This window comes from Rhodococcus marinonascens NBRC 14363 (genome assembly GCF_001894885.1).
GTDB classification, from domain to species: Bacteria; Actinomycetota; Actinomycetes; order Mycobacteriales; family Mycobacteriaceae; genus Rhodococcus_F; species Rhodococcus_F marinonascens.
This window is the reverse complement of sequence record NZ_BCXB01000024.1, coordinates 18728-42799: the sequence shown is the minus strand read 5'-3', so window position 1 is coordinate 42799 and position 24072 is coordinate 18728. Positions and strand designations below refer to the sequence as shown.

The 24072-nt window shown below is 62.9% G+C and carries 24 protein-coding genes; 9 read left to right on the top strand and 15 right to left on the bottom strand.

Features of this window, described 5'->3' with window-relative positions; translation table 11 throughout:
• Positions 1–2: 2 nt before the first annotated feature.
• The 4 genes from RM2_RS16820 to RM2_RS16805 form a co-directional block, all read right to left on the bottom strand.
• Positions 3–296, bottom strand: coding sequence for a DUF2516 family protein (locus tag RM2_RS16820; protein WP_084721847.1), 294 nt, complete (start codon positions 294–296; stop codon positions 3–5).
• 71 nt (positions 297–367) lie between these two features.
• Positions 368–1213, bottom strand: coding sequence for a major lipid droplet protein TadA (tadA, locus tag RM2_RS16815; protein WP_072690697.1), 846 nt, complete (start codon positions 1211–1213; stop codon positions 368–370).
• Positions 1206–1742 (bottom strand): helix-turn-helix domain-containing protein, encoded by a 537-nt coding sequence (locus RM2_RS16810; protein WP_072690696.1) that lies wholly within the window; start codon positions 1740–1742, stop codon positions 1206–1208. Before RM2_RS16810 ends, tadA begins: the two co-directional genes overlap by 8 nt.
• A 104-nt stretch (positions 1743–1846) precedes the next feature.
• Positions 1847–3118, bottom strand: coding sequence for a DUF445 domain-containing protein (locus tag RM2_RS16805; RefSeq protein ID WP_139277803.1), 1272 nt, complete (start codon positions 3116–3118; stop codon positions 1847–1849).
• 184 nt (positions 3119–3302) lie between these two features.
• On the opposite strand from RM2_RS16805, the gene RM2_RS16800 reads away from it, so the two are divergent.
• Positions 3303–4037 carry a TetR/AcrR family transcriptional regulator gene (locus RM2_RS16800; protein WP_245814012.1) on the top strand — a complete coding sequence of 245 codons (735 nt, stop codon included), beginning with the start codon at positions 3303–3305 and terminating at the stop codon, positions 4035–4037.
• Between the two features lie 41 nt (positions 4038–4078).
• On the opposite strand, the gene RM2_RS16795 is transcribed toward RM2_RS16800, so the two are convergent.
• Positions 4079–5554, bottom strand: coding sequence for a flavin-containing monooxygenase (locus RM2_RS16795; protein ID WP_072690693.1), 1476 nt, complete (start codon positions 5552–5554; stop codon positions 4079–4081).
• A gap of 35 nt (positions 5555–5589) precedes the next feature.
• Between RM2_RS16795 and RM2_RS16790 the strand changes: the two genes are divergently transcribed.
• A complete protein-coding gene (locus tag RM2_RS16790) occupies positions 5590–6450 on the top strand; it encodes a polyphosphate kinase 2 family protein (RefSeq protein WP_072690692.1) in 861 nt (286 codons plus the stop codon).
• A 34-nt stretch (positions 6451–6484) separates the two neighbouring features.
• Here RM2_RS16790 and RM2_RS16785 read toward each other — a convergent pair whose 3' ends face one another.
• Positions 6485–6706, bottom strand: a complete 222-nt coding sequence (locus tag RM2_RS16785; protein ID WP_072690691.1) for a hypothetical protein — start codon at positions 6704–6706, stop codon at positions 6485–6487.
• Positions 6707–6938: 232 nt separating this feature from the next.
• Between RM2_RS16785 and RM2_RS16780 the strand changes: the two genes are divergently transcribed.
• Positions 6939–8153: a glycosyltransferase gene (locus tag RM2_RS16780; protein ID WP_072690734.1), complete on the top strand. Its 1215-nt coding sequence runs from the start codon at positions 6939–6941 to the stop codon at positions 8151–8153.
• Between the two features lie 114 nt (positions 8154–8267).
• On the opposite strand, the gene RM2_RS16775 is transcribed toward RM2_RS16780, so the two are convergent.
• Entirely contained in the window at positions 8268–8576 is a 309-nt protein-coding gene (locus RM2_RS16775) for an STAS domain-containing protein (protein WP_072690733.1), read from the bottom strand.
• Between the two features lie 357 nt (positions 8577–8933).
• A complete protein-coding gene (locus RM2_RS16770; protein WP_072690690.1) occupies positions 8934–9704 on the bottom strand; it encodes a GAF and ANTAR domain-containing protein in 771 nt (256 codons plus the stop codon).
• Between the two features lie 264 nt (positions 9705–9968).
• Here RM2_RS16770 and RM2_RS16765 point away from each other — a divergent pair, with 264 nt between their 5' ends.
• Both RM2_RS16765 and RM2_RS16760 read left to right on the top strand, forming a co-directional pair.
• On the top strand, positions 9969–10403 hold the full coding sequence (locus tag RM2_RS16765) for an ATP-binding protein (RefSeq protein ID WP_072690689.1): 435 nt from the start codon (positions 9969–9971) through the stop codon (positions 10401–10403).
• Entirely contained in the window at positions 10400–11194 is a 795-nt protein-coding gene (locus RM2_RS16760) for an RNA polymerase sigma factor SigF (protein ID WP_072690688.1), read from the top strand. Before RM2_RS16765 ends, RM2_RS16760 begins: the two co-directional genes overlap by 4 nt.
• Position 11195: 1 nt before the next feature.
• Here RM2_RS16760 and RM2_RS16755 read toward each other — a convergent pair whose 3' ends face one another.
• The 6 genes from RM2_RS16755 to RM2_RS16730 form a co-directional block, all read right to left on the bottom strand.
• Positions 11196–12236, bottom strand: a complete 1041-nt coding sequence (locus RM2_RS16755) for an NAD(P)-dependent alcohol dehydrogenase (protein WP_072690687.1) — start codon at positions 12234–12236, stop codon at positions 11196–11198.
• An 84-nt stretch (positions 12237–12320) separates the two neighbouring features.
• Positions 12321–14615 carry a 5-methyltetrahydropteroyltriglutamate--homocysteine S-methyltransferase gene (gene metE, locus RM2_RS16750; RefSeq protein WP_072690686.1) on the bottom strand — a complete coding sequence of 765 codons (2295 nt, stop codon included), beginning with the start codon at positions 14613–14615 and terminating at the stop codon, positions 12321–12323.
• Positions 14616–14729: 114 nt separating this feature from the next.
• Positions 14730–15626 (bottom strand): 3-hydroxybutyryl-CoA dehydrogenase, encoded by an 897-nt coding sequence (locus RM2_RS16745; protein WP_072690685.1) that lies wholly within the window; start codon positions 15624–15626, stop codon positions 14730–14732.
• 120 nt (positions 15627–15746) lie between these two features.
• On the bottom strand, positions 15747–17036 hold the full coding sequence (gene aceA, locus RM2_RS16740; RefSeq protein WP_072690684.1) for an isocitrate lyase: 1290 nt from the start codon (positions 17034–17036) through the stop codon (positions 15747–15749).
• A 610-nt stretch (positions 17037–17646) separates the two neighbouring features.
• Positions 17647–18390 (bottom strand): class I SAM-dependent methyltransferase, encoded by a 744-nt coding sequence (locus RM2_RS16735; RefSeq protein ID WP_072690683.1) that lies wholly within the window; start codon positions 18388–18390, stop codon positions 17647–17649.
• A gap of 286 nt (positions 18391–18676) precedes the next feature.
• On the bottom strand, positions 18677–19240 hold the full coding sequence (locus RM2_RS16730) for a TetR/AcrR family transcriptional regulator (RefSeq protein WP_072690682.1): 564 nt from the start codon (positions 19238–19240) through the stop codon (positions 18677–18679).
• Positions 19241–19417: 177 nt separating this feature from the next.
• Here RM2_RS16730 and RM2_RS16725 point away from each other — a divergent pair, with 177 nt between their 5' ends.
• From RM2_RS16725 to RM2_RS16710, 4 genes are all read left to right on the top strand, one after another.
• Complete coding sequence (locus tag RM2_RS16725; RefSeq protein ID WP_245814007.1) at positions 19418–20512, top strand: nitroreductase family protein; 1095 nt, start codon at positions 19418–19420, stop codon at positions 20510–20512.
• 215 nt (positions 20513–20727) lie between these two features.
• Positions 20728–22140, top strand: coding sequence for an acetate metabolism transcriptional regulator RamB (gene ramB / locus RM2_RS16720; protein WP_072690680.1), 1413 nt, complete (start codon positions 20728–20730; stop codon positions 22138–22140).
• A 211-nt stretch (positions 22141–22351) separates the two neighbouring features.
• A complete protein-coding gene (locus RM2_RS16715; protein ID WP_072690679.1) occupies positions 22352–23188 on the top strand; it encodes an SDR family NAD(P)-dependent oxidoreductase in 837 nt (278 codons plus the stop codon).
• A complete protein-coding gene (locus RM2_RS16710; RefSeq protein WP_072690678.1) occupies positions 23185–23727 on the top strand; it encodes a carboxymuconolactone decarboxylase family protein in 543 nt (180 codons plus the stop codon). The genes RM2_RS16715 and RM2_RS16710 overlap by 4 nt, the downstream gene beginning before the upstream one ends.
• Before the next feature lie 121 nt (positions 23728–23848).
• On the opposite strand, the gene RM2_RS16705 is transcribed toward RM2_RS16710, so the two are convergent.
• Positions 23849–24028: a DUF1737 domain-containing protein gene (locus RM2_RS16705; RefSeq protein WP_072690677.1), complete on the bottom strand. Its 180-nt coding sequence runs from the start codon at positions 24026–24028 to the stop codon at positions 23849–23851.
• Between the last annotated feature and the right edge of the window lie 44 nt (positions 24029–24072).

The following is a 24072-nucleotide window of genomic DNA, read 5'->3' as shown; positions in this document are numbered from 1 at the left end:
TCCTACCGGCGCGGGCCGCGCTGCACGTCGTCAACGCGCGGACGCACGTCCACCAGATAGACACACACGGCGACCACTGCAATGATGCCCAGCAATCCCACTGGGGTAAACAGCAGAAGGGCGAGGAACGCTGCGACGAGGATGCCCAGCCAGATGGGTTTGGTCAGCTTGTCCACGGCCGTGAACGCGTCTTTTCGCTGCCGCGCCGCGTGAAATAGCGCGAAGGCCGCACCACCCAACGCGACGACCTTAATCGCCAGGAAGATCACAGACATGATGCCGTCAACTTGAATCACACCCTCATACTACGAGGTCGATGCGCAACGGCCCCCACGCTATACACGCGGGGGCCGAAAGGCGTCGAGGATCAAGCCTTCTTGGCCGGAGCAGCCTTCTTGGCCGGAGCGCCCGCAGCCTTCGCCGGAGCAGCCTTCTTGGCCTGAGCGGCGGCAGCGGCAGGAGCCTTGGCAGGCGCGGCCTTCTGCGCGGGAGCGGCAGCCTTGGTCGGGGCCGCCTGTCCGGCGCGGGCCTGGACGTCATCCGCGGTGGCGGTGACGCGATCGGCGGCGTCCTTCGACGCTTCCTCGACCTGGTCGCCGAGGTCGAGAACCTTCAGCGCAGCCTCGTCGCCGGCGTCGGCAATGACCTCGCCGAGGCCCTCGGCGGTGTCGGAGATACGGCCCGAAGCGAGGCCCGCGAGCTTGGCAGCCTGCTCGCCCACAGCGCGGGTCTGACGTGCCACGGTGCCGAGAGCCTCCTCAGTCAGCTCGACGGCGTCACCGAAAGCAGTCTCAGCCCTGACGATGCCTTCCTCGACGGCCGGCTGCTTGCGGATACGCTCGACGGTTTCTTCGCCACGCTCCGCAAGAGAGGAGTACAGGTCGGATGCGACCTTGAGGTACGCCTCGGCGACCTTGCGCAGTTCCTCGGCGGTGAACTTTTCACGCAGCTCGGCAAGCTCTTCTGGCAGCTCGGAGGGCAGCCCTGCGAGACGATCGCGGAGGTTCTCGACACCCTCTGTGACCTCTCCCTGCAGCCCGACGAAGCGCTCGCGGGCACCGTCGACGCGCTCTTCGACATCGCCCTGGGTGGTCTCGGCGCGCGAGCGAACCTGGGCGACAACGTCGCCCACGGCCTGCACCATGACATCTCCTGCGCCTACCGCTACATACAGCGAAGTCTTGACGTTATCGATGCTCTTCAGGTCAGTCATCGGCTTTCTCCTGTTCAACGGTGTGTGATTCTGGTTCCGGCGTCTGGAAATCAGAACGCTGGTGTTTTTCTGTTCGAGGCTCGGACGTCCGGTCTTCTGTCCGTAGCCCGGATGTCTGGGGGCCGGTAGTTTCCGCCGAGTCGTTCTCACGGCAGAACGTTTCGTAGATTTCGAGCAGCATCTGCTTCTGTCGCTCGGTGAGTGCCGCATCGGCGAGCAGGGCATCGCGGACGGGACCGTGTGGCCGTTGCTCGAGGTATCCAGCCTGGACGTACAGGACCTCCGATGAAACCCGGAGACCCTTCGCTATCTGCCCAAGCACCTCCGCCGAGGGCTTGCGCAACCCCCGCTCGATCTGACTCAGATACGGATTGCTGACACCGGCTAGCTGCGCCAACTGTCGCATCGACACGTGGGCTGCTTCGCGCTGCGCACGAATGAACCCGCCGATGTCGTGAGCGGCGTTGCTGACTACGCGAGCCGCCAGATCTCCCGCCCCGGTTGCTTCGCGATCCTCGTCGCCTGCCATCAGTCCTCCGAATTGCTGAGCATGATGAAGCCTAAACCAGAGTGCTAGCAATTGCAAGCACTCTGCTAGCACCCACGTGCCGGCGCCCGCGTACTACCGGTCGTTCAGCCGAACATCAGCGTCGAGACCGTGTAGATGGCGAGTCCTGCGGTCGCACCGACCACCGTGCCGTTGATGCGAATGAACTGCAGATCGCGCCCCACCTGGAGTTCGATCTTCGCCGACGCCTCCTCTGCGTCCCAGCGCTCCACGGTGTCCGAGATGATCCCGGTGATCTCGTCCGTGTAGTGGTCGACGACGTACCGCGTGCCCGCCAGCACCCAACCGTCGATCTTGGCCCTCAGGGCGTCCTCGTCGCGCAACCGCTCACCGAACCCCACGACGTTTTCCGCGACCTTGGTGCGCAGTGTGCTGTGCGGGTCGTCGACGGAATCCATGACCAGGCGTTTCGCAACTTTCCAGGTCGCCGCGGCTAATCCGGTCACCTCTTCGCGTCCCATGATCTCGGCCTTGATCTTCTCGGCCTTCTCGATGGTCGCGGGATCGTTCTGCAGATCGTCGGCGAAGTCGATGAGGAAGCGATTGGCCGCCTGCCGCACTTCGTGCTCCGGGTTCGATCGCACCTTCCAGGTAAATTCGACCAACTCCCTGTGGATCTTCTCGCCGAGCATTTCGTCCACGAACTTGGGCGACCACGCGGGTGAATCGCGGCTGATGACCCGATCGATGGTCTCCTGGCTTCCAAGTGCCCACTGGTGCGCGCGCTCGGCGAGCAGATCCAGAATCGGGAGTTGCCGATTCTCGCGGAGAAGTTCGCCGAGAACGCGCCCGATCGGCGGCCCCCAACGGGGTTCGGCCAGCCTGCGCACGAGGGTGCTGTCAATGATCTGCTGAACGTCCTCGTCGCGCAGGACCTCGACAAATCCACGCAGAATCGTGGCCGTCTCGGCCGCGACTCGTTCGGCGTGTTTCGGCTCCGCCATCCAAGTACCCAGCCGCAACGGGATGTCGGCCGCCTGCACCTTGGCGGAGACCACCTCGGGTGCGAGGAAGTTCTGGCCGACGAAACTGCTCAGACTCGCACCGAGTTGATCCTTCTTGCGCTTGATGATCGCGGTGTGCGGAATCGGCAATCCGAGCGGATGTCGGAAGAGGGCTGTAACCGCGAACCAGTCGGCCAGCGCACCGACCATGCCTGCCTCTGACGCAGCCCGCACGTAGCCGACCCACTCCCCCGCCCCCCGGGATTCCTGCCACCGGCAGACCAGGTACACGACGGTCGCGAAGACGAGGAAACCCGTCGCCACAGCCTTCATCTTGCGAAGGTCGCGACGCTTCACATCGTCGTCGAAGGTGCTGAGGCTCAATTGGTCCACAAACGCCATTGTGCCCAAGTGCGGCAGCAAGACGGCAGGACATACCCATACAGGGCCGCGTTCAGCGACGCGAGAACCTGCGCGCACTAGGCTGATCGCAGATTGCGATACGAAACGGTTGTGACGAGACACCGGATGCGGCGAGACACCGGATGCGACGAGACACCGGATGCGGCGAGACATAGTGGCGAACGACTACGTGAGAGATCCCGAACAGGTGACCGAGTCTAAGACGAAGCTGGACAAAGCAACAAAACCCGATGGGCGCAAGCGCCGCTGGCGCGAGCACAAGATCGCGCGACGACAAGAACTCGTCGACGGGACGATCGCCGCCATCCGCCTGCGCGGACGGGATATCGGCATGGACGAGATCGCGTCCGAGATCGGTATCTCCAAGACCGTGCTCTATCGCTACTTCGCAGACAAGAGCGACCTGACGAACGCGACCATGGCGCGTTACGTCGAGACCACGCTCGCGCCGAAGATCTACGAGGCCATAGGCGAAAACCTCGACGACTTCGAGTTGACCCGCGCCACTATCACCGCGTACGTCGAAACGGTAGCGTCGGATCCCGACGTCTACCTCTACATCATGGCCAACGACTCGGGGTCCGGTCGCCACGCTGTGGCCGACTCAGAACGACTGATCGCCGACGTCCTCGCCACGGTCCTGGGCGAGCGACTGCGCGAATTGGAGATGGACTCCGGCGGTGTCGTTTCGTGGGCCTACGCGATCGTCGGCGGCGTTCAACTGGCCACGCACTGGTGGATCTCCAACCGGTCCATGTCGGTCGAGGCGCTGATCAACTACCTCACGATGATGACTTGGGGCGGCCTCGCAGGAATCGCAGAGGTCAGCGGATCGCCCGCGCGTTTCAATTCGATCCCTCACCCTCTACTACCGACCGAGAGCGAGTAGTGGCACCCATCCACTCCGGCAGCGGAGTGACGCCTCACGCTTCAGCCGGGGCTGAACTCGAAGTCCCCCAGATCGACCGACCGCGTCGCACGCCAATAGCGCACGGTCGAACCCGGCCAGATCGTCCGGTTCACGCCAGACGAATCGAGATACCAACTAACGCACCCACCGTTGGACCACACACCTCTCGCCAGCCTCCGTTGAATCTCACTGTTGAATTCGTGCTGCGCGCTCGGTCGGACCACCGCCGAGGCGGCGCCACGCCGGTCGATCTCGTCCATCAACTCGAGCACATAACGGATCTGCGACTCGATCATGAACACAACCGAATTGTGACCAAGACCGGTGTTGGGGCCGAGGAGGAAGAACGCGTTGGGATAGCCCGCCACGGTGATACCGAGGTGGGTCTGGATCCCGTCCTCAGCCCATTCGCCAGCCAGGTGTCGCCCGTCAATCCCGGTGAAGTCGATACTCTCGAAACCATCGGTGACATGAAATCCGGTGGCATAGATGATCGCGTCGACCTCGCGTTCGGTCCCGTCTCCCGCGATGATTCCATCCGGCCGGATCTCTGCAATCCCCTCTGTGATCACCTGGGTCTTCGGTGAGTTCAGCGCCGGGTAATAGTCGTCCGAGCCGAGGATGCGTTTGCAGCCGATGCTGTACGACGGCGTGAGCTTTCGGCGCATGTCGGGATCGGTGATCGACTTGTCGAGATTCCACTTCGCAACGTCCTCGATCGGCCGTATGAGGCGCGGGTGCCCGTTGAACCCGAGCACAACCGACTCATGTATCCAATACACGGCGGCGCGGAACATGCGGCGGGCTAGAGGAACCCGGCCGAACAACCGCCGAGCGCCGGCCGGAATGTCGAAGTTCATGCGGGGTGTCACCCAGGCCGGCGTCCGTTGATAGATCTGCAACTCGGCCACCTCGCCCAGGATCTCGGGGACGAATTGGATGGCGCTGGCGCCTGTGCCGATCACGGCGACCCGCTTGTCTCTCAGATCGTAGTCGTGGTCCCACTGCGCGGAGTGGAACGCGGCACCCTCGAACGTGTCTCTCCCCGGTAGGTCGGGGAAGTTCGGAATGTGGAGGGCCCCGATCCCGGAGACAACGAATTGCGTTACGAACTCATCCCCCGACTCCGTGCGGATGTGCCACCGTTGCTCCTCGCCATCCCAGTAGCCGCCGGTCGTCTTCTGGCCGAAATCAATATTGGGTCTCAGGTCGTACTTGTCCACGAGACCGAGCAGATAGTGGAAGATTTCCTTCTGGCCCGACCACATCTGCGTCCACCCGGGGTTGGGCTCGAACGAGAACGAGTACAGGTGGGAGGGAACGTCACAGGCACAACCTGGATACGTGTTCTCCCGCCAGGTGCCGCCCACCTCGTGCGCCTTCTCCAGCAGGATGAAGTCGTCGCGACCTCGCTTTCGGAGTTGGATGGCGATACCCAGACCCGAGAAGCCAGTCCCTATCACCAGGACACGACACCGGTGTACGACGCTGGCCACACCTCCATGTAACGCTCCTGTGGCACTGTTTGTACATGGCAGACACGAAGCGCGACTTCTGGCAGACACCCGCCGTCGAAATCCTGCGCAGCCGCCCCGGACAATCAATCTCCGATCTCGACCGAAATAGCACCCCCGGCTTCACCGGCGACAAGTCGGACGGCGGGCGCCTTCTCGAAGAACGCGGGGCGGACCTGTCCCTGCTACAAGAGAAGCTGTACGCGAACGGGCGGTCCGGCGACAAGCGCTCAATTCTTCTGATACTGCAAGGCATGGACACCGCGGGTAAGGGCGGCATGGTCCGGCACGTCATTGGACACGTCGACCCCGGAGGCGTGGACCATGCGTCGTTCGGTGTGCCCACACCGGAGGAGAAGCGACACCACTATCTGTGGCGCATCAACAAGGCATTCCCCCGCGCTGGGCAACTGGGGGTGTTCGATCGATCCCACTACGAGGACGTCCTCGTCGTACGAGTCCACGACCTCGTGCCCGAGAAGGTGTGGAGCGCACGCTACGACGAGATCAACCAGTTCGAGAAGGAACTCGTCGACAACGGCACGACCGTGGTCAAGGTGGCCATGTTCGTGTCAATGGACGAGCAGCGGCGGCGGCTCCAGGAGCGGCTCAACCGCCCCGACAAGCACTGGAAGTACAACCCCGCAGACGTGACCGAGCGCAAGTTGTGGCCCGCGTACCAGGCGGCATACCAAGCGGTGCTCGACAAGACGTCCACCGACTACGCGCCGTGGTACGTGATTCCTTCCGACCGCAAGTGGTACAGCAGGATTGCGGTCACCGAGTTATTGATCGCCGCCTTCGAGGAACTCGACCTCCACTGGCCGACCGCCGACTTCGACGTCGAGACCGAGAAAAGACGGCTCGCAGAGTCCTGAGAACGTGCAGAGCACCCTTCGCCATCCCGCCCGGTCAGAAAATATGCGGCGTCTCGTGATGGAGTCTGTGGTCGTGACGCACGGTGCCGCCGTACAACGCCACCGCCACAGCCACTCCAACGACGCACACAGATCCGGCGAGCGCGGCCCAAGCCGCGTTCCCTGAACCCGCGGCAACGAGGAACCCGCCGAGCGCGGCCACTGAGACCAGCACCAGAGCGAAGCTGACCCATGCGGCAAAGAGATTCAGTTTCATGCCATCCACCTCACCTTCGAGGAACCTGGTCCCGAGGCTACGCCGGACCCGCTGTGCCGACAAGGAAAAAACTGCCCCGGACCACCCACCTTGCGACCGAATACGAGTCGGTCGGTTTACAAATCGTGAGTTCGGGAATCCCCTTGACATGACCGCCATTCATCGCGAACCGAGACCTCCCGTGTGCGGCAATCAGCCGACGAGAACAGCCAACACCGGAACCTCACGCCGACTGAGGATTTCGATGGTTTCGGCCAACGCCGGTCCGCTCGACGTATCGGACTGCGATGATATCCGGGGCCAGAACATCCACCTCGCCGAACTGTCTGCCGCCCTCACGCGGGCGGGTCATGACGTCACCGTCTATACACGGAAGGACAGCGAGAACGCTCCCCAGCGAGTCACGGCACCGGGCGGGTACACCGTCGTTCACGTGCCTGCCGGTCCACCGCGGCCGATGTCCGAGGAGGAATCCCTGCCGCTGATGGGTGAGTTCGGCGGCTTCCTGAAGTCCGAGTGGGAGGCCGAACGGCCCGACATCGTTCACGCTCACTACTGGATGTCAGGGATCGCGACGCAACTGGCCGCCCGCACCCTCGGCATTCCCGTCATACAGACGTTTCATGCCCTCGGAGTGGTCGAGCAGCGATTCGGGGACACAGAGTTTTCGGCCGCCAAGAATCGAATCCGATTGGAGCAGTTGATTGCCCGCGGTTCCACGCGCGTAGTGGCCACGTGTACGGACGAGGTCTTGGAACTCTCCCACCTGGGTCTGCCACGCTCACGCACGTCGGTGGTCCCGTCCGGCGTAGACGTCTCGGCGTTCACACCCGAGGGCCGCACCGACGAGAAGGGCAAGCGTCATCGCCTCGTCATGGCCGGCCGACTGGCACCGAGCAAGGGATTCGACACCGCGATCGAGGCACTCGCACACTTCCCCGACACCGAACTCGTCATCGCAGGCGGACCCGCCGCGGACGATGTCGCCGACAATTCCGAGGCGACCAGGTTGTTGAAAGTGGCCCGTAATGCGAAGGTACGCAACCGAGTACGGATCATCGGACGGGTCCCGAGAGAAGATATGCCCTCGCTGCTGCGTTCCGCAGACGCCGTCGTCTGCACACCCTGGTACGAACCGTTCGGCATGGTCCCCCTCGAGGCGATGGCCTGCGGCACGCCGGTGGTGGCCTCCGCTGTCGGCGGAATGCGGGATACGGTGGTCGACGGGATCACGGGACGCTTGATCTCACCTCGCAACCCGATGCGCCTCGCCGAAGCCCTGCGGCAGATCTTCGATGACGACGCACTACGGACGGGATACGGCATGGCAGGTTGCGATCGCGCCCGTGCACGGTACTCGTGGGACCGTGTCGCGACCGACACTCTCCGCGCCTACGGCCGCTGCGTATCCGCGCCTCCGCGCACGAATCGACCCGGCGCCCACTGAACCGTCAGGTACCCTGAACCGTCGGGCAGGTAGGCATCCGGGCCAGCGGAAACAACACCACCGCCGGTGCCCAGCCGAAAATCCGAACCGCATCAACTGCGCCGGTTCGTGCGATCAGGCGGTTCTGTCGTGCCAAGCCCCAAGAGCGCTGTCCACGGACGCGAAACACGGGTAGACCGTTTCCTGGCCCGCCGCGCGAAGCAGTCGGTACACCGGACGACCACAGATGATGGCCCAGGTCCGCCCGTCCCGGATGTTCCTCGTGTGAACGGTATCAAGCACCGCGAGTCCCGCAGTTCCGATGAAGTCCACCTTAGACATGTCGAGTATGAACTGCCCCTCCGGTGAAGTGCGAGTGCACACGTAGTCACGGAAGTCCGGCGCACTGAACAAGTCGATCTCTCCTCGTACCCCCACCAACATCACCCCGGAGCCGACTCGCTCAAAACTGAATTCTGCGCTCGTCCGGCGTGTCGAAGCGAACCCGACCATCGAGGACGATATTCTCGACGAATACTCAATACCCGACTCCATACCCGAACGCACCAGTTCAGTTTTTGGGAGTCCCGGAACAACAGACATGGCCCACCCCATCTCGAACATTGAGTGAGAAAGCAAAGCACCCACAGACGAACTTGAACTCGGATACCTGGACACCGTCTGCTACGGCAGCGCTTTCCGACATCGGCTGTGTGTTCAACCTCGGTTCGAGACTACTCCCGGCTGTAATTTGTCACAAGGAAATAACAGATATCGCACATTCCTTGCCCAGGTGAACGATTACAAACCGTTACGCACGGGTACGAACTTTGTCACAGCCGCCACGACGCGTTCTGCAACTTCGTGCAACTTGACGTTCTCGTGCTGGGAATGCGTAACGAGAACATCGAATGCGGTCGCAGCATCGAGACCATGCAGCGCCATCACTATGCCCTTGGCCTGGTCTATGGCAGCGCGCGACCGAATGGCGATCCCCAGTTGCACGATCAAACCTCTCGCCTCCCCGTGGCGCCGCGCTTTGCGCACCTCGACGGCGGCCGCCTCCAGGTATGGGTCGAGCACGGACTCGTCCATCCGATGGAAGGCCTGCGGGAGTACGCCGTACAAAGCCAACGCACCGGATTGCTCCACGCCGGACAGGAGTGGCACTGACAGATGGCTGTGAATACCTGCCCGCTCGGCACTCGACGCGTATGCCGGCCACCGCTCGCGCACGGCAGCGCGGTCGACCCGGACGACTCCGCCTGATCGCGCCGCGTGGATTGACGGCCCTTCGCCGAAGCGATACTGCAACTCTTCCAGTCGGGTGACCTCGTCTGACGTCCCCACCGTTGCGGAACCCGTCTCCCGCAGAACCGTGATCCCCGCCGCGGTCGCCATCGGGAATGCTTGGACGATCTGGCGACACAGTGCTTCGAGCACGACCTTCATCTCATCCTCGGTCTCGAGCAGCTCGAGCAGCATGTCAAATGACACCGTGACAGGGTCAGGTCCGGGATTCGCCGACTCGCCGTCACTGTTCAACTTGAACGGATGAATGTCGCCAGGCATCCCACTCGTCTCCCCTGAACGCTTGTCTCTCCTGAGACGCTGTACCCCGGCCTAGGGCCCGAGGAATGCTGATCGTGGCCTCACAATACTCGGCCAGATGCATTTATCGGGGCAAATGTACTGATCGGACTGGTTTGATCGATCCTGTTCTGCGGTATTCCACCTCCAGTGTCGTTGGATCGCTACCCTAACTTCGCAGGACCGCGGCCGACGCACCGCGAACCGACCCACCGCCAGCCTGGTTTGCCCCTACCCGGAGGTCTCATGGCCATCGCCAAAACAATCGAACCCGACCAGGACCACACTCATCCTGTCGTCGAACTGCGCGTACGAGCAACGCCCGACCAACTCTCCGTACTCCGCGCCCTGGCAACAACCGTTGCCATCCACGAGGACTTCGACCTCGACTCCATCGCTGACATCAAACTGGCGATGGACGAGGTCTGTACCCAGTTGATCGTCCGGGCGACGCCGGATGCGGTTCTGGTGTGCCGCTTGCAGTATCTCGACGGCACCCTGCGAGTCGCCGTTTCGAGCACCACCACCACGCTCGACTCGATCGGGGAACGCTCGTTCGCGTGGCATGTGCTCACTGCGCTGACCGATTCGGTCGATCTGAAGCAGGAACCTGACCCCGCTACGTCGAACTTCGCGACCACACTGGAATTCACCAAGGTGAAGAACGGCTTGATTCTGTGACGTCCCCTCACAGTAGGGGGCATCCGGGCCGTTGGCCGGACGAGTATCACGACGTCACAGCAATGTTCGAACAACTGGCCGCCTTGAACGATGGCGATGCAGGCTACACCGGGCAGCGCGATGCCATCGTGACACGCTGCCTTCCGTTGGCGGAGCACATAGCGCGCCGCTTCGACGGTCGCGGAGAGGCGCACGATGATCTGGTCCAGGTCGCGCGCCTCGGCCTGGTCAACTCGGTGAAGCGATTCGATGTCGAGCGTGGTTCCGACTTCGTGTCGTTCGCGGTCCCCACCATCATGGGCGAGATTCGTCGGCACTTCCGCGACACCGGGTGGGCAGTCCGGGTACCGCGCCGCATGAAGGAACTCCATCTCGCGCTCAGCAAGGCGGTAGCCGAGTTGTCCCAGACCCTCGGCCACGCGCCGACGGTCAGCGAACTCGCTGAGCACCTAGACCTCGAGCAAGAGGAAGTCGCGCAGGGTCTGCTCGCCGGCAATGCGTACCAGACCGTCTCGGTCGACAACACGTCTCCAGATCGGTCCGGCGAACTGGCGATGGTGGAAACGCTCGGTGACTACGACGCCGCGATGGACGACGTCGAGAACCACGAAACCCTGCGCCCCCTGCTCCAATCACTGCCCGAACGGGAGCGGACCGTCCTCATGCTCCGGTTCTTCGGCAACATGACCCAGACTCAGATCGCCGACCGAGTCGGCATCTCGCAGATGCACGTGTCCCGACTACTGGCGAAGACTCTCGCGTCACTGCGAGATCAACTCGGTGACGAGTGACTCAGATCGTCGCGATGTCGATCACGAATCGGTACCGCACGTCACTGGCGAGCACTCGGTCATAGGCTTCGTCGATCTCGCTCGCCGAAATCACCTCGATCTCAGCGGCGATACCGTGCTCGGCACAGAAGTGAAGCATTTCCTGCGTCTCGGCGATACCGCCGACCAACGAACCGGCCAGGCTTCGTCGATTGCGTACGAGACTGAACGCGCCCACCTCGATCGGCTTCTCCGGCAACCCCAGTTCGACGAGAGTGCCATTGATCGCGAGCATCGAGATGTAGGCGTCGATGTCGAGATTTGCCGAGACGGTGTTGACGATCAGGTCGAACTTCCCGCGTAACTGCTCGAACGTCGCGGGATCCGAGGTGGCGTAGTAGTCGTCGGCACCGAACTTCAATCCGTCGCCCTTCTTGGCGAGCGACCGGCTGAGCACCGTGACCTCGGCGCCCATCGCGTGCGCAATCTTCACTCCGACGTGCCCGAGGCCGCCCATTCCAACGACGGCGACCTTCTTGCCCGGTCCCGCACCCCAGTGAGCGAGCGGCGAGTACAGGGTGATGCCGGCACACAACAGAGGCGCCGCGACATCGAGTTCCAACCCGTCCGGGATGGACAAGACGAATCGTTCGGTCGTGACGATGTGCGTGGAATAGCCGCCCTGTGTCCATTCGCCGTCCCGGCCCTTGGAATTGTAGGTTCCGGTCGCCCGGTTGAAGCAGTACTGCTCGTCGTCGGTTCGGCACGCATCGCATTCGCCGCAGGAATCGACGAAGCAGCCGACCCCGACACGATCGCCCACCTGATGCCGGGTGACGTCGGAACCGACCGCGCTCACCACGCCGGCAATCTCATGACCGGGGACGAGCGGGTAGTGGGTGCCTGCCCATTCATCGTGGGCGGTGTGAATGTCCGAGTGGCAAATGCCGGCGAACTTGATCTCGATGAGCAGGTCGAGCGGTCCGAGTTCTCGGCGTTCGATAGTGGTCTTCTCGAACGGGCTTGTGCTGGACGTGACTGCGTATGCGGCTGCGGTAACCATTCGTATATACGTACAGGTTTCTGCGTCGGGACGCCACGTCAGCCGGCCACCGCCACGGCGGTGGCCGGCGAACGATGGCCGATCTCAGGTCCTGAGTTCTTCCTTTTCGGCACGGCGACGGAGACGTCTCGCAGCCGCCACCAAATTGCGGAGGGAAGGCTCGAGTTGCCAGTAGTGACGTGTCTTCAGACCACCGTCCGGGTTGGCCCAGAGCCGCTCGAGCGACACCGATTCACTGGCCTCCGTGAGCAACCCGTCGAGTTCGTCGATATCCGGGATCCGCGCCGAGCGGCTCTCGTATACGCCCGGTCCCACACCGTGGGTCAGCGCCCGCTCCTTGATCGCACCCAGCACCCAGCCGATCGAACGCGTCGCCACGATCGCTGTCACATCCGCATCCAGACGTTCGATCGCGTCGACCACCGACGCGCGGCTCGTGTACGTCAGATGTGTGTGGATCTGGGTCTCCGGCTTGGCCCCGCCCGTCGCCAGTCGGAACGCATCGACCGCCCACTCGAGATACGCTTCGCGGCCGTCCTTTCGAGGCGGCAGCAGTTCCCGGATCGCCGGTTCGTCGACCTGAATGATCGCGATGCCCGCAGCCTCCAAGTCGGCAATCTCGTCGCGAATCACCAGCGCCAACTGGTCGGCTGTCTCGTACAGTGGCTGGTCCTGGCGAACGAACGAACGCGCAATCATCGTCACCGGGCCCGTGAGCATGCCCTTGACCGGGCGGTCCGTCAGCGACTGAGCGTAGGCAGTCCACTCAACAGTCATCGGCTTCGGCCGCGACACGTCCCCGTAGAGAATCGGTGGGCGCGTACATCGAGAGCCATAAGCCTGCACCCAGCCGTTGTGAGTGAAGGCATACCCCTCGAGAAGCTCTGCGAAGTACTGCACCATGTCATTGCGTTCGTGCTCACCGTGTACGAGCACATCCAGACCGATGTCCTCCTGCAACCGGATCGTGCTCTCGATCTCCGCCTGAATCCGCTTGTAGTACTCCTCCCATTCGAGACGCCCCATACCCAGCTCGTATCGGGCCTGCCGAATCGCGTCCGTCTGAGGGAACGAGCCGAGCGTGGTCGCCGGAACCAGCGGCAGGTTCAATCGCTCCTGCTGGGCGACTCGCCTCTCCTGGTAAGGAACCCGGACGCGATCGGCCGACGTGATCGCGTTCACCCGCGCACGCACCGCATGCTTGAGCTTGAAGTGCACCGACGTGGGACGCTTACGCCACTTGTCCGACGGACCCTCGGTCAGCGCTTTGGCCAGCGAAACCACCTCGCCGACCTTCTGCTTGGCGAACGCCAACCGGTCTGCGACGTCACCGGGGATGTCGTACTCGGAGAGCACGTCGTACGGCACGTGCAGCAGCGACGTCGACGTCGAGACCACAAGATCCGGCACCACGTCCTTCAGCGTGTTCAGGTACGTCAGCGTGTTGAACCGGTCGACACGCCACACGTTGCGACCGTCGACGACTCCGGCGTAGATCCGCTTGCGCTTGATTCCGGGGATCTTCGCCAGTTCGTCGGCGCTCGTCCGGTGGCTGACAAGGTCCAGACCCAACGCTTCGACCTTGGTCGCGGCGAGAACTGCCAGGGCCTCGCCGAGCTGTCCGTACGGACCCGCGACCAGGATGCGCGGACGCAGCGGCGCGTGCGAGAGCGTCTCGTAGGCGTGGGCCAATGCAGCCAATTCTTCGGGGAGTCGATCCTCGGTGAACGACGGCTCGTCCAGTTGGACGCATGTGGCGCCGGCCTTGGCGAGTTGCTCGAACAGCCGCTCGTACTCCGGCAGGAGTTTGTCCAGCAGGTCGAGCGTGGAGAAACCCTCGGCCCTCGAAGTCGGACCGACCTTCGACAGCAGCAACAGTGACACGGGCCCCAGCACGACCGGACGCAGTTCGATCCCCCGCGCCTTCGCCCGCTCGAACTCGTCCATCACGGTCTCGGAACGGAGCGAGAACTCGGTGTTCTCGTCCAGTTCCGGCTGACGGTAGTGATAGTTGGTGCCGAAGAACCGCACCAGCTCGAGCGGCGGGAAGTCCGGCCGCCCACGCGCCAATGTGAAGTAGAAGTCCAGTGGATCGAGTTGGTTCTCGATCGGAGTGAACCGCTCGGGCACGGCACCGAAGAGTAGAGCGCTGTCGAGTACGTGGTCGTAATAGGAGAACGTGTTGCCGGGGACCTGAGTCAGACCGGTCGCAGCGAGTTCACTCCACGTCTCCTCCTGAAGTTCCCTGCCCACGGCGACGAGATCTTCCTTCGTGCTCGTACCGTGCCAGTAGGACTCGAGGGCACGTTTGAGTTCGCGGCGAGGTCCGATACGGGGATACCCCAGGATGCTGGATCCGTATGCTGCGGTGCTGGACATGCGGTCGACCTTTCTGGGCTCAGTCCTAGTGGCGGACAGTGCTGGGGCTCAATGCACGTGTGCGCCTCTCACAACCGCCAGTGGTCGTGAAAGGCGCACAGGTACAGTCGCCTACTAGCTTGCCTTCTTACCGGAACGGCCGTTGTCGCTGTACTCGTAGAAGCCGGCACCCGCCTTCTTGCCGACGAGACCTGCCTCCACCATGCGCAGCAGGAGCGGCGGCGCCGAGTACAGCGGCTCCTTGAACTCCTCGTACATCGAGTCGGCAATGGACTTGACCGTATCCAGGCCCACCAGATCTGTGAGCGCGAGCGGACCCATCGGATGGGCGAGGCCGAGAACCGTGGCTTTGTCGATGTCTTCCTTCGTGGCGAAACCGGACTCCACCATGCGGATGGCGGAGAGCAGGTACGGCACGAGCAGAGCATTGACGACGAACCCCGAGCGATCGGCCGAGCGGACGACCTGCTTGCCCAGCAGATCGCTCGCAAACGCCTCGGCCCGCTCCGACACCGACTTGCTCGTCTTGAGGGTGGTGACCAACTCAACGAGGGGAAGAACCGGAACAGGGTTGAAGAAGTGCATGCCGATGACCCGCTCCGGGGCCTTGGTGGCGATGCCCAGCTTCATGATCGGGATCGACGACGTGTTGGATGCCAGCACGGCGTTCGGATCCGTCACGACCTGATCGAGCTCGGAAAAGATTTCACTCTTCACCTTTTCGTCCTCGACGACGGCCTCCACCACAAGCTGCCGGTCCGCGAAATCACCGAGATCGGACGTGAACCGCAGCCGCCAGGCGCCCTGTTCACGCTCCCGCTCGGTGATCTTGCCACTGCTCACACCGCGGTCGAGCGATCGCAGGATGCGAGAGCGCCCTGCCGCGGCGAGTTCGCGGGTCTGCTCGAACACCAGAACGTCGACGTGCGCGCGAGCACACACCTCTGCGATTCCGGCACCCATGATCCCGGCGCCGATAACGCCGACGCGCTGAATTTTTTCGCTGGTCACGTCAGCTCCTTTTCGTCAAGTGGAGTCATCGCCCGGGGAAGGGACCCTGTGACGGGCCCGTCCCCCTGGTCGAGTTGATCAGGTGGAACCTGGATCGGTCGATGCTTGGAAGGACAAGCCTCAGTGGAACTGACCCTCTTCGGTCGAACCCTTGAGAGCTGCCGTAGAGGTGTTCGGGTCGACCGTCGTGGCGATCCTGTCGAAGTAGCCGGCGCCGACCTCACGCTGGTGCTTGATGGCGGTGAAGCCGCGCTCCTCGGCAGCCTTGAACTCGCGCTCCTGCAGGTCGACGAAGGCGGTCATGCCCTCGCGGGCGTAGCCGTGGGCCAAGTCGAACATGCCGTAGTTGAGCGAGTGGAAGCCGGCCAGAGTGATGAACTGGAACTTGAAGCCCATCGCGCCGAGCTCCTTCTGGAACTTCGCGATGGTCGAGTCGTCCAGGTGCGCCTTCCAGTTGAAGGAGGGGGAGCAGTTGTAGGCCAGCAGCTGGTCCGGGAACTCGCTGCGGACGGCCTCGGCGAACTTCTTCGCGACCTCGAGGTCCGGCACACCGGTCTCCATCCAGATGAGGTCGGAGTACGGCGCGTAGGCCTTGGCGCGGGCGATGCAGGGCTCGATGCCGTTCTTGATGCCGTAGAAGCCCTCTGCGGTGCGGGTGCCGTCGAGGAACTCGCGGTCGCGCTCGTCCACGTCGGACGTGATGAGGGTCGCGGCCTCGGCGTCGGTGCGCGCGATGACGACCGTCGGAACGTCGGCGACGTCGGATGCGAGACGCGCCGAGGTCAGGGTGCGGATGTGCTGCTGGGTGGGGATGAGCACCTTGCCACCGAGGTGGCCGCACTTCTTCTCCGACGCGAGCTGGTCCTCCCAGTGCGAACCGGCGACACCGGCCGCGATCATGGCCTTCTGCAGCTCGTAAACGTTGAGCGCGCCGCCGAAGCCGGCCTCGCCGTCCGCGACGATCGGGGCGAGCCAGTTCTCGACGGAGGTGTCGCCCTCGACCTTGGCGATCTCGTCGGCGCGCAGCAGCGCGTTATTGATGCGGCGAACCACCAGCGGCACCGAGTTGGCCGGGTAGAGGCTCTGATCCGGGTAGGTGTGGCCGGACAGGTTCGCGTCACCGGCGACCTGCCAACCGGACAGGTAGATGGCCTTGAGGCCCGCGCGGACCTGCTGGACGGCCTGGTTACCGGTGAGCGCACCAAGCGAGTTGATGTAGTCCTCGTTGTTCACGAGATCCCACAGGATCTCGGAACCACGGCGCGCAAGGGTCTGCTCTTCGACGACTGAGCCCTGGAGCTTGACGACCTGGTCGGCCGTGTAGTTGCGGGTAACTCCCTTCCAACGCGGGTTGGTGTCCCAATCCTGCTGGATTTCGGCTGCGGTCTTCGGGGTGCCGGTGGTCGACATCAAGACTCCATCTCTTCGATCTGCTCGTCCGGTACGGATGTACTTCTTCACATCCTTGCCAGGCCCTTCGTATGTACTCACTGAGAATGACACAGCCGAAAAGTGCCGTCTACCTGTAGCTAATGCCAACCTTGGCTAGCTTTTCGCACCAGTTTGCGAATCTTGTTAAGAACAATCGACACCAAGCCTGCTCGATCGAGGACAGAAGGATACTTGCCAGTAGCAAGAAAGCGCAGGTGATGAACCCGAACTACGCAAACCCGTTGCGGGCAGATATCTCCCACTCTTCGTCAGGCGCCCATCTGGCCGCCGCGGCTCGAACCCGGGCGGCCGCAACACCGCTTGTGACTGCAATCACGACCGAAGTGCCACCAGAAAGCGGGCGAATGGGAGTCGGTCCGCTCTTTCGGAGAGAATCCGACAATCCGCGTTCGAGGGCCTGCCCCCACGCTTGCGGCTGATCATCTGCGACCGGGTAGGGAAGACCGCATCAACCTGGTCCGTCGAACTGCTTGCACCCGTATTTGAGATCGGGGCGCAACCATCTCGTCACCTACGGGCCGACAGCTTGCTCACTATTGCGGCGACTGTTGACACGGGGACCAGGCAGTTAGTCGATTCGGGTGGCGTGCACGGCCCAAAACGGCAAGTGCACAAGGTGATTTTCCAGCAGCGGCGCTATGACTTGGAGTTGATCTGGCATAGGTGCCAGCAACGCCGCAAATTGTTGCTCACCGTGCTCGGACATCTTGGCAAAAACCTTGGGATCGAAGCGTGCTTGGTAGGTGGTGGTCCCTAGATGGTCGATGTGCCAGCCCGACGCCGAAAGCACACGCGCGAGATTTTCGGACGACAGACCCGGCAACTGTAGGCCGTTGACGTTGTGGCGACCGAATTCGAACATATACAGCCGCGCTCCCGGCTTTGTGGCTCGATGCAAGGCCTGCGCATACAGTTTCTGGGTGTCCTCGTCGTCCAGAAAGGTGTGATAGCACGCAGCATCGACGACGGTGTCGAATCGATTCTCATACCCGTCGAGCTTGGTCACGTCGGCAAGCTGGAAGTCCACTGCGACCCCGGCAATTTGCGCGTTGTGCTTGGCCCGTTCGATAGCTGCGGGCGACGCGTCGACCCCTGTGGTCGAGTAGCCCTTCGATGCGTAGTAGATCGCATGGTGGCCTGGACCGGTCCCCGGGTCGAGCACCTCGCCGTGCACAGCACCGTAGGCCACCAACTCCTGGACCACCGGCTGTGGACCGCCAATGTCCCAGGGCGTCAACGCCGGCAGTGCGTCGAGTGACTGCTCCTCGCCGTAGAGCTCTTCAAAAAACGGATTGACGGATTGGTTGGACATCCTTCACCCCACTTCTTTGGTGGCGATACCAAAACAACGGTAGGCCTTCGCCCAGATGTCTGCAAGTGATAACTCGCAATAAAAATCAAGGACCTAGCCCTCGAACCCGCACACCGGTGGCCACATCGGCTCCGTCAACGCCCTCATCGCCTGCCCGTTCCCATCGCCAGAGCCAGCAGGCTCTCACGCATGTCCTGGCGATTGTGTTTCATCGACTCAGGTGGCCCCGCGTTCATCCACGCCCTTGGCAGATCTCAACGGCACCTTCGTGTCGAATGTCGTTGTGTCAGCTGGCGCGATGGCCGTCGAGGAAAGCCGCGACAAGCGCGTTGGGGTCGAACTCTGAGACGATCAATTCGGCTCTGCTGCGCGCCAACATGCCGAACACCATCAGTGGCGCAAGGAGGATCATCAGCTTCTGTACCGGGTCACCGGGTGTGAGTTCGCCTCGATCTTGGTGTGTTGCGATCACGTGCACCGCGTTGAGTAGATGCGGCATGAACGCAGCCATGACGGCACGTAGCTCAGCGTGGCGCGGCATCTCGACCAGCAGCGTCCCGACAGCGCCTCCGTAGTTGCGGTTGGCGTCGGCATAGGCCGTAGCTAGTGCGACAAGATCTGCGGTGACGTCGTCGGTCGTGGTCAATCGGGCGAACTGCGCTTTGGCTAGAGCCTGTGTCAGCGCCGTGTTGATCAGGGTGGCCTTGTCGCCGTATCGGCGAAACAGCGTCGCTTCGTTGACGCCGGCTCGACTCGCGATCTCCTGGGTTGTGGTGGCTCGGTATCCGCGTTCGGCGAAAACCGCGACTGCCGTGTCGAATAGTCCATCGACGTCGATATATCTGGGCATGTGCCTCCGAACGTCGTACCCGGATCAAATGGTAACCGGACACCCATCTAGTGCAAGTATATACTTGCACTAGATGGGTGTCCGGGCGGGAGGTCGGCGATGCCTCAGCCAGAACAACTACCACGCAACCACGACATGTACCCGACCGCGAGATCGCGGCGCGCGAGGTTGTGGCGGTTGAAGCTATGGCTACAGTTCACGGGCTGGCTCCAATACCTCATCACCACCAGCGTCGCGATCGTATTCCTCGTTGTCTCGGCTGCCGGATGGCTGATCGGAACCTGGCAGCCGCTGCTGTTCTGGTTGCCTCTGGCGATCGGTCTGCTGCTGCTCGCCGCCGCGATTTTCGATGTCATCACCGTGAAATGGGGAGTACGGCCCACTGAGCCGCTGCCACAGCGCAGGGATGACCTCGACACCTTCGACTTGATACGCGCACGACGCTCTTGCCACTCCTTTCAGAGCCGCGATCTCACCGCGACCGACGGAGCCGAGCTGATGCAAGCAGTGAACGAATACACCCGACACGACCGCCTGATCGGCGCCGGCCCGATTCGACTCGAGTACGTCGCAGCTCCACTGACGATCTGGCCGGGAGTGGGCGCACACGAGTTCCTCGTCGCGATCGCGCCACACGACTACGACCGCCTGGCGCTTGTCGACGTCGGCCGCAGTCTGCAAAAGGTGGTGCTGCAGGCCACCCGGATGGGAGCGGGCACCTGCTGGATCGGCCCGGGTGCCGACCAGAGCAGCGTCGTCAAACACCTTGGTAACCGATTCGATCCCGAGAAGGATCACGTGGTTTGCGTCTGTGCGGTGGGATACCGATCACGCTTCACGCCCTTGTCCGTCCGCGCGATGGAGCGAGTCATGCATCGCCGCCTGCCGCTGAAGTCGCTCTTCTTCTCCGATCCGCACTGTGAGGTGCCGCTGGCGGTCGACGTCGCACCGCTTTCGTCGTTCGGTCGCTGCTATGAGGTGTGTCAGTGGTCGCCGTCGTCCTACAACGCCCAGACCACCCGATGCGCAGCGGTGACAGAACTGGTAGGAGGCGAACATAAAGTGGTGCGGTTCGACTTCCATACCACCACCACGTCGCGGTTCTATGCGCCTGTGGCGCTGGGAATCTGGTGTGCGAACTGGGAAACCGGCTGCGACACGCTCGGCATCCCGGGCAATTTTGCGGTCCTGCCAGCCGATGCCCGTGGCGTTGGCGATGTCCCCGAACTGCCCCACTACGACATGAGCTGGATCGCTGACCCCGAGAAGTGATGTCCACACTTCGTGGCCAATGCGGGCCGCACGTGCACCCCTGGTCAGCCATCCCGAGCCGGGAGACCGCGTTACCGGACGGGGCCCTGCCAATTCCAGAGCACTCGGCCTCCTCCTGACGGGTAGTGCCCATCTGGAGCACTACCCAGACAAACGCGAGCGAATCTTGCAAATGTTTCATTCACACATCTGACCTGCACCGGTACCATTGCTCTATGTCGAAGACCTTCGTCGGTACCCGGTTGCGTCAGCTCCGCACCGAGCGGGGTCTCAGTCAGGCGGCGCTAGCGAAGACGCTGGAGATCTCGGCGAGCTATCTCAACCAGATCGAGCACGACGTCCGGCCTCTGACGGTGCCGGTGTTGCTGCGGATCAGCGAGGTGTTCGGCGTCGACACCACATTCTTCTCTTCGCAGGACGACACGCGCCTGATCGCGGAGATGCGCGAGGTGGCCCTCGATCAGGAGATGGGGATCGACGCCGACGCGCAGGAAATCGCCGAGATGGTGGCATCGCACCCGGGCCTGGCGAAGGCAATGGTCAATATGCACCGCCGGTTCCGCAATACCACCGCACAATTAGCCCAGGCCACCGAGGACCGCTACAGCGATGGCAGCGGCAGTGGTTCGATTACGATGCCGCACGAAGAGGTTCGTGACTACTTCTATCAGCACCAGAACTATCTCCACGAACTCGACACCGCCGCCGAGGAATTGACCGCGCGGATGCGTTTCCACCGCGGAGACGTCGCTGGCGAGATCGCTCGCAGGCTGCAGACGGTGCACGACGTGCAGATCGTCAAGCGCATCGACCTCGGCGAGAACGTCCTTCACAGGTACGACCCGGACTCCCGACTGCTGGAAATCTCGCCCCACCTCTCGGGTGGGCAGCAGGTGTTCAAGTTCGCCACCGAGTTGGCGTACCTCGAATACGGTGACCTGCTGGACAAATTGGTGGCGGAGGGCGGATTCACCAGCGACGAGTCGGTCGCACTCGCCCGGCTCGGTCTTGCCAACTACTTCGCCGCGGCTACCGTCCTTCCGTATGGTCAGTTCCACGACGTCGCTGAAGACTTCCGATACGATATCGAGCGGTTGTCTGCGTTCTATTCGGTGAGCTATGAGACCGTCTGCCACCGCCTCTCGACACTGCAACGCCCGAAACTGCGTGGCGTGCCGTTCATGTTCGTCCGCGTCGACCGGGCCGGCAACATGTCGAAACGACAGTCTGCGACCGGCTTCCACTTTTCCACCAGTGGTGGCACGTGCCCGCTGTGGAACGTCTACGAGACGTTCGCGTACCCGGGCAGGATCATGAACCAGATCGCGCAGATGCCCGACGGACGCCGGTACCTCTGGATCGCCCGCACCGTCGAACGTCGCGCCGCGCGCTATGGTCAGCCTGCCAAGATCTTCGCGATCGGACTCGGCTGCGAGATCCGGCACGCCCACCGCCTCGTGTACGGCGACGGGCTTGACCTCGACGACTCCAACCCCGGCACCCCCATCGGTTCGGGCTGCCGCGTGTGCGAACGAGTGAACTGTCCTCAGCGCGCATTCCCCCCGCTCGGTAAGCAACTCGCCATCAGCGAGCACCAGAGTTCGGTCTCCCCCTACCTGATCCGCTGACGGGAGTCCTGACCCACAGAAGTAGAGACCGAGCAGGAATCTTCGTCACTCGCACGGCCTGGATTGAACGCCCGAAAGATCCGCGAAAGATCCTTGTCCAACTCGGCGTCCAACTCGGCGTCCAACTCGGACCAAGAATTTTGCCTCACCTGAGGCGAGCAAGTGCTAGCGTCTTGCTACTGCCCAGTAACACAGGTTGGGAACTTGTTTCATGTCACGCACACTCGAAGAGAATCTGGTCGGGCGCCGCATCCTGATCACCGGCGCGGCCAGGGGTATCGGTGCCGGACTCGCCAAGCGCCTTCACGAGCGGGGGGCGCTCGTCGGATTACTCGGTCTCGAACCCGAACTCCTCGAGCAGACGGCCACCGTTTGCGGGCGGGCGCCGTGGCAGTATTGCGACACCCGAGATCGGCACGCCGTCGAGGATTCGTTCGACTACCTCGCCGACCGGCTCGGTGGCCTCGATGCCGTCGTCGCGAACGCGGGTGTCATGCCCCCGCTGGGGATCGTCGACGGTGATCCCGAAGTGATGCGGTACGCCGTCGAGGTCAACGTGATGGGCACGTACCACACGCTGCGGGCCGCGGGCCGCCACATCGGACACAGCAACGGTTACGCGCTGGTCCTGGCGTCGTCGACCGCATTCACTCCGTTACTCGGCGTGCACGGTGCCACGCGGGGCGGCGCCCAGGAACTCGGCGAGGCCCTGCGGGAAGAATTGAAACCACTCGGCGCCAAGGTGGGCATAGCCCGACTCGGCGAGATCGACACAGACCGAACGCTGATCGAGTTCGACGGCACCGCCACCCGCGCGATGCACCGCAGCGCACTGGCCAGGACGTCCTCCATCACGGTCGCGGTCGATGCGCTTGAACGGGGCATCGCCGGACGCAGGAATCGAATCAACGTACCGTCACGGGTGCCCGGCACAGGTTCGGTGCGTATGCTCGCGCTTCGGGCCACCGGAATGACCCGGACGATAGGACTACGATCGCACGCAACCTTCCACGCGCGAGGGCGGACAGAAAGGGAGGGGGCCGCATGACCGCACGAATTCCACCAGGACGTCTGAAGGAACTCGGACCGGTCAACTGGCTGCTGTGGCGAATCATCTCGCTCGGCGTCGGCGCCCCGGACGCTCATCTATTCCGCACGATGGGCCGCACCAAGGGTCTCTTCCGCGCATGGCTGCGCTATTCGAGCAAGCTCATGCCGGGCGGACGAATTCCTCGGCAAGAAACCGAACTGGTCATTCTTCGCGTGGCGCACCTGCGGGAATGCCAGTACGAGATGGACCACCACGTGCGCATCGGACGACGCGCCGGCGTCACTCCCACACTCCTCGAGCAGGTACTCGAAGGCCCCGAGTCCGCAGGATGGGATCCGCGCCCTCGCGCCATCCTCACCGCAGTTGACCAGCTGGTCACCACCAAGAACCTCGACGATGCAACCTGGTCCGCACTTACCGGATACTTCGACGACCGCCAGATGATCGAATTCTGCGTGCTCGTGACTCAATACGACGCTCTGGCCACCACCATCGGCACGCTCCGGATCGAGTGCGACTTCACAGATCCCCGCTGATCTCGTCGTTCGCGGCCTTCTTCGGGTCGGCTTTGTAAGCCATACCTCAGAGTGCACGGATTTTCACGGCTTCTGGCCGAGTCGCGAGTTGGGAGTGGTCCGGACGTCATGCCCGACGCCGCTACCTGCCCCAGACGATTGCCTGCGCGAGGATCACCGACTCCCCATTGAAGGTCGCGGTCGGCCCGGCGTGGAGCACATACCCCTTGGCGAGCTCTTCACTCACCCGATGACAGAACGCGGTGTCATCGGGCCCAGTGAGCACGCGGTAGCGAGGTAGGTCTTCTGGAGGATTCGTCATGGTAGGAGACTAGGGCTTCGACCGCTTCGTGAGCGTATGCGGGC

Bases quoted from the DNA above. Each gene is read 5' to 3' on its own strand.
- RM2_RS16775 (WP_072690733.1), bottom strand. From the start codon at position 8,576: ATGTTGGTGGGGGTACGAGGAGAGATCGACTTGTTCAGTGCGCCGGAC.
- RM2_RS16785 (WP_072690691.1), bottom strand. From the start codon at position 6,706: ATGAAACTGAATCTCTTTGCCGCATGGGTCAGCTTCGCTCTGGTGCTG.
- RM2_RS16765 (WP_072690689.1), top strand. From the start codon at position 9,969: ATGGCCATCGCCAAAACAATCGAACCCGACCAGGACCACACTCATCCT.
- RM2_RS16715 (WP_072690679.1), top strand. From the start codon at position 22,352: ATGTCACGCACACTCGAAGAGAATCTGGTCGGGCGCCGCATCCTGATC.
- ramB (WP_072690680.1), top strand. From the start codon at position 20,728: ATGTCGAAGACCTTCGTCGGTACCCGGTTGCGTCAGCTCCGCACCGAG.
- aceA (WP_072690684.1), bottom strand. From the start codon at position 17,036: ATGTCGACCACCGGCACCCCGAAGACCGCAGCCGAAATCCAGCAGGAT.
- RM2_RS16705 (WP_072690677.1), bottom strand. From the start codon at position 24,028: ATGACGAATCCTCCAGAAGACCTACCTCGCTACCGCGTGCTCACTGGG.
- RM2_RS16755 (WP_072690687.1), bottom strand. From the start codon at position 12,236: ATGGTTACCGCAGCCGCATACGCAGTCACGTCCAGCACAAGCCCGTTC.
- RM2_RS16730 (WP_072690682.1), bottom strand. From the start codon at position 19,240: ATGCCCAGATATATCGACGTCGATGGACTATTCGACACGGCAGTCGCG.
- metE (WP_072690686.1), bottom strand. From the start codon at position 14,615: ATGTCCAGCACCGCAGCATACGGATCCAGCATCCTGGGGTATCCCCGT.
- tadA (WP_072690697.1), bottom strand. From the start codon at position 1,213: ATGACTGACCTGAAGAGCATCGATAACGTCAAGACTTCGCTGTATGTA.
- RM2_RS16770 (WP_072690690.1), bottom strand. From the start codon at position 9,704: ATGCCTGGCGACATTCATCCGTTCAAGTTGAACAGTGACGGCGAGTCG.
- RM2_RS16710 (WP_072690678.1), top strand. From the start codon at position 23,185: ATGACCGCACGAATTCCACCAGGACGTCTGAAGGAACTCGGACCGGTC.
- RM2_RS16735 (WP_072690683.1), bottom strand. From the start codon at position 18,390: ATGTCCAACCAATCCGTCAATCCGTTTTTTGAAGAGCTCTACGGCGAG.
- RM2_RS16790 (WP_072690692.1), top strand. From the start codon at position 5,590: ATGGCAGACACGAAGCGCGACTTCTGGCAGACACCCGCCGTCGAAATC.
- RM2_RS16810 (WP_072690696.1), bottom strand. From the start codon at position 1,742: ATGGCAGGCGACGAGGATCGCGAAGCAACCGGGGCGGGAGATCTGGCG.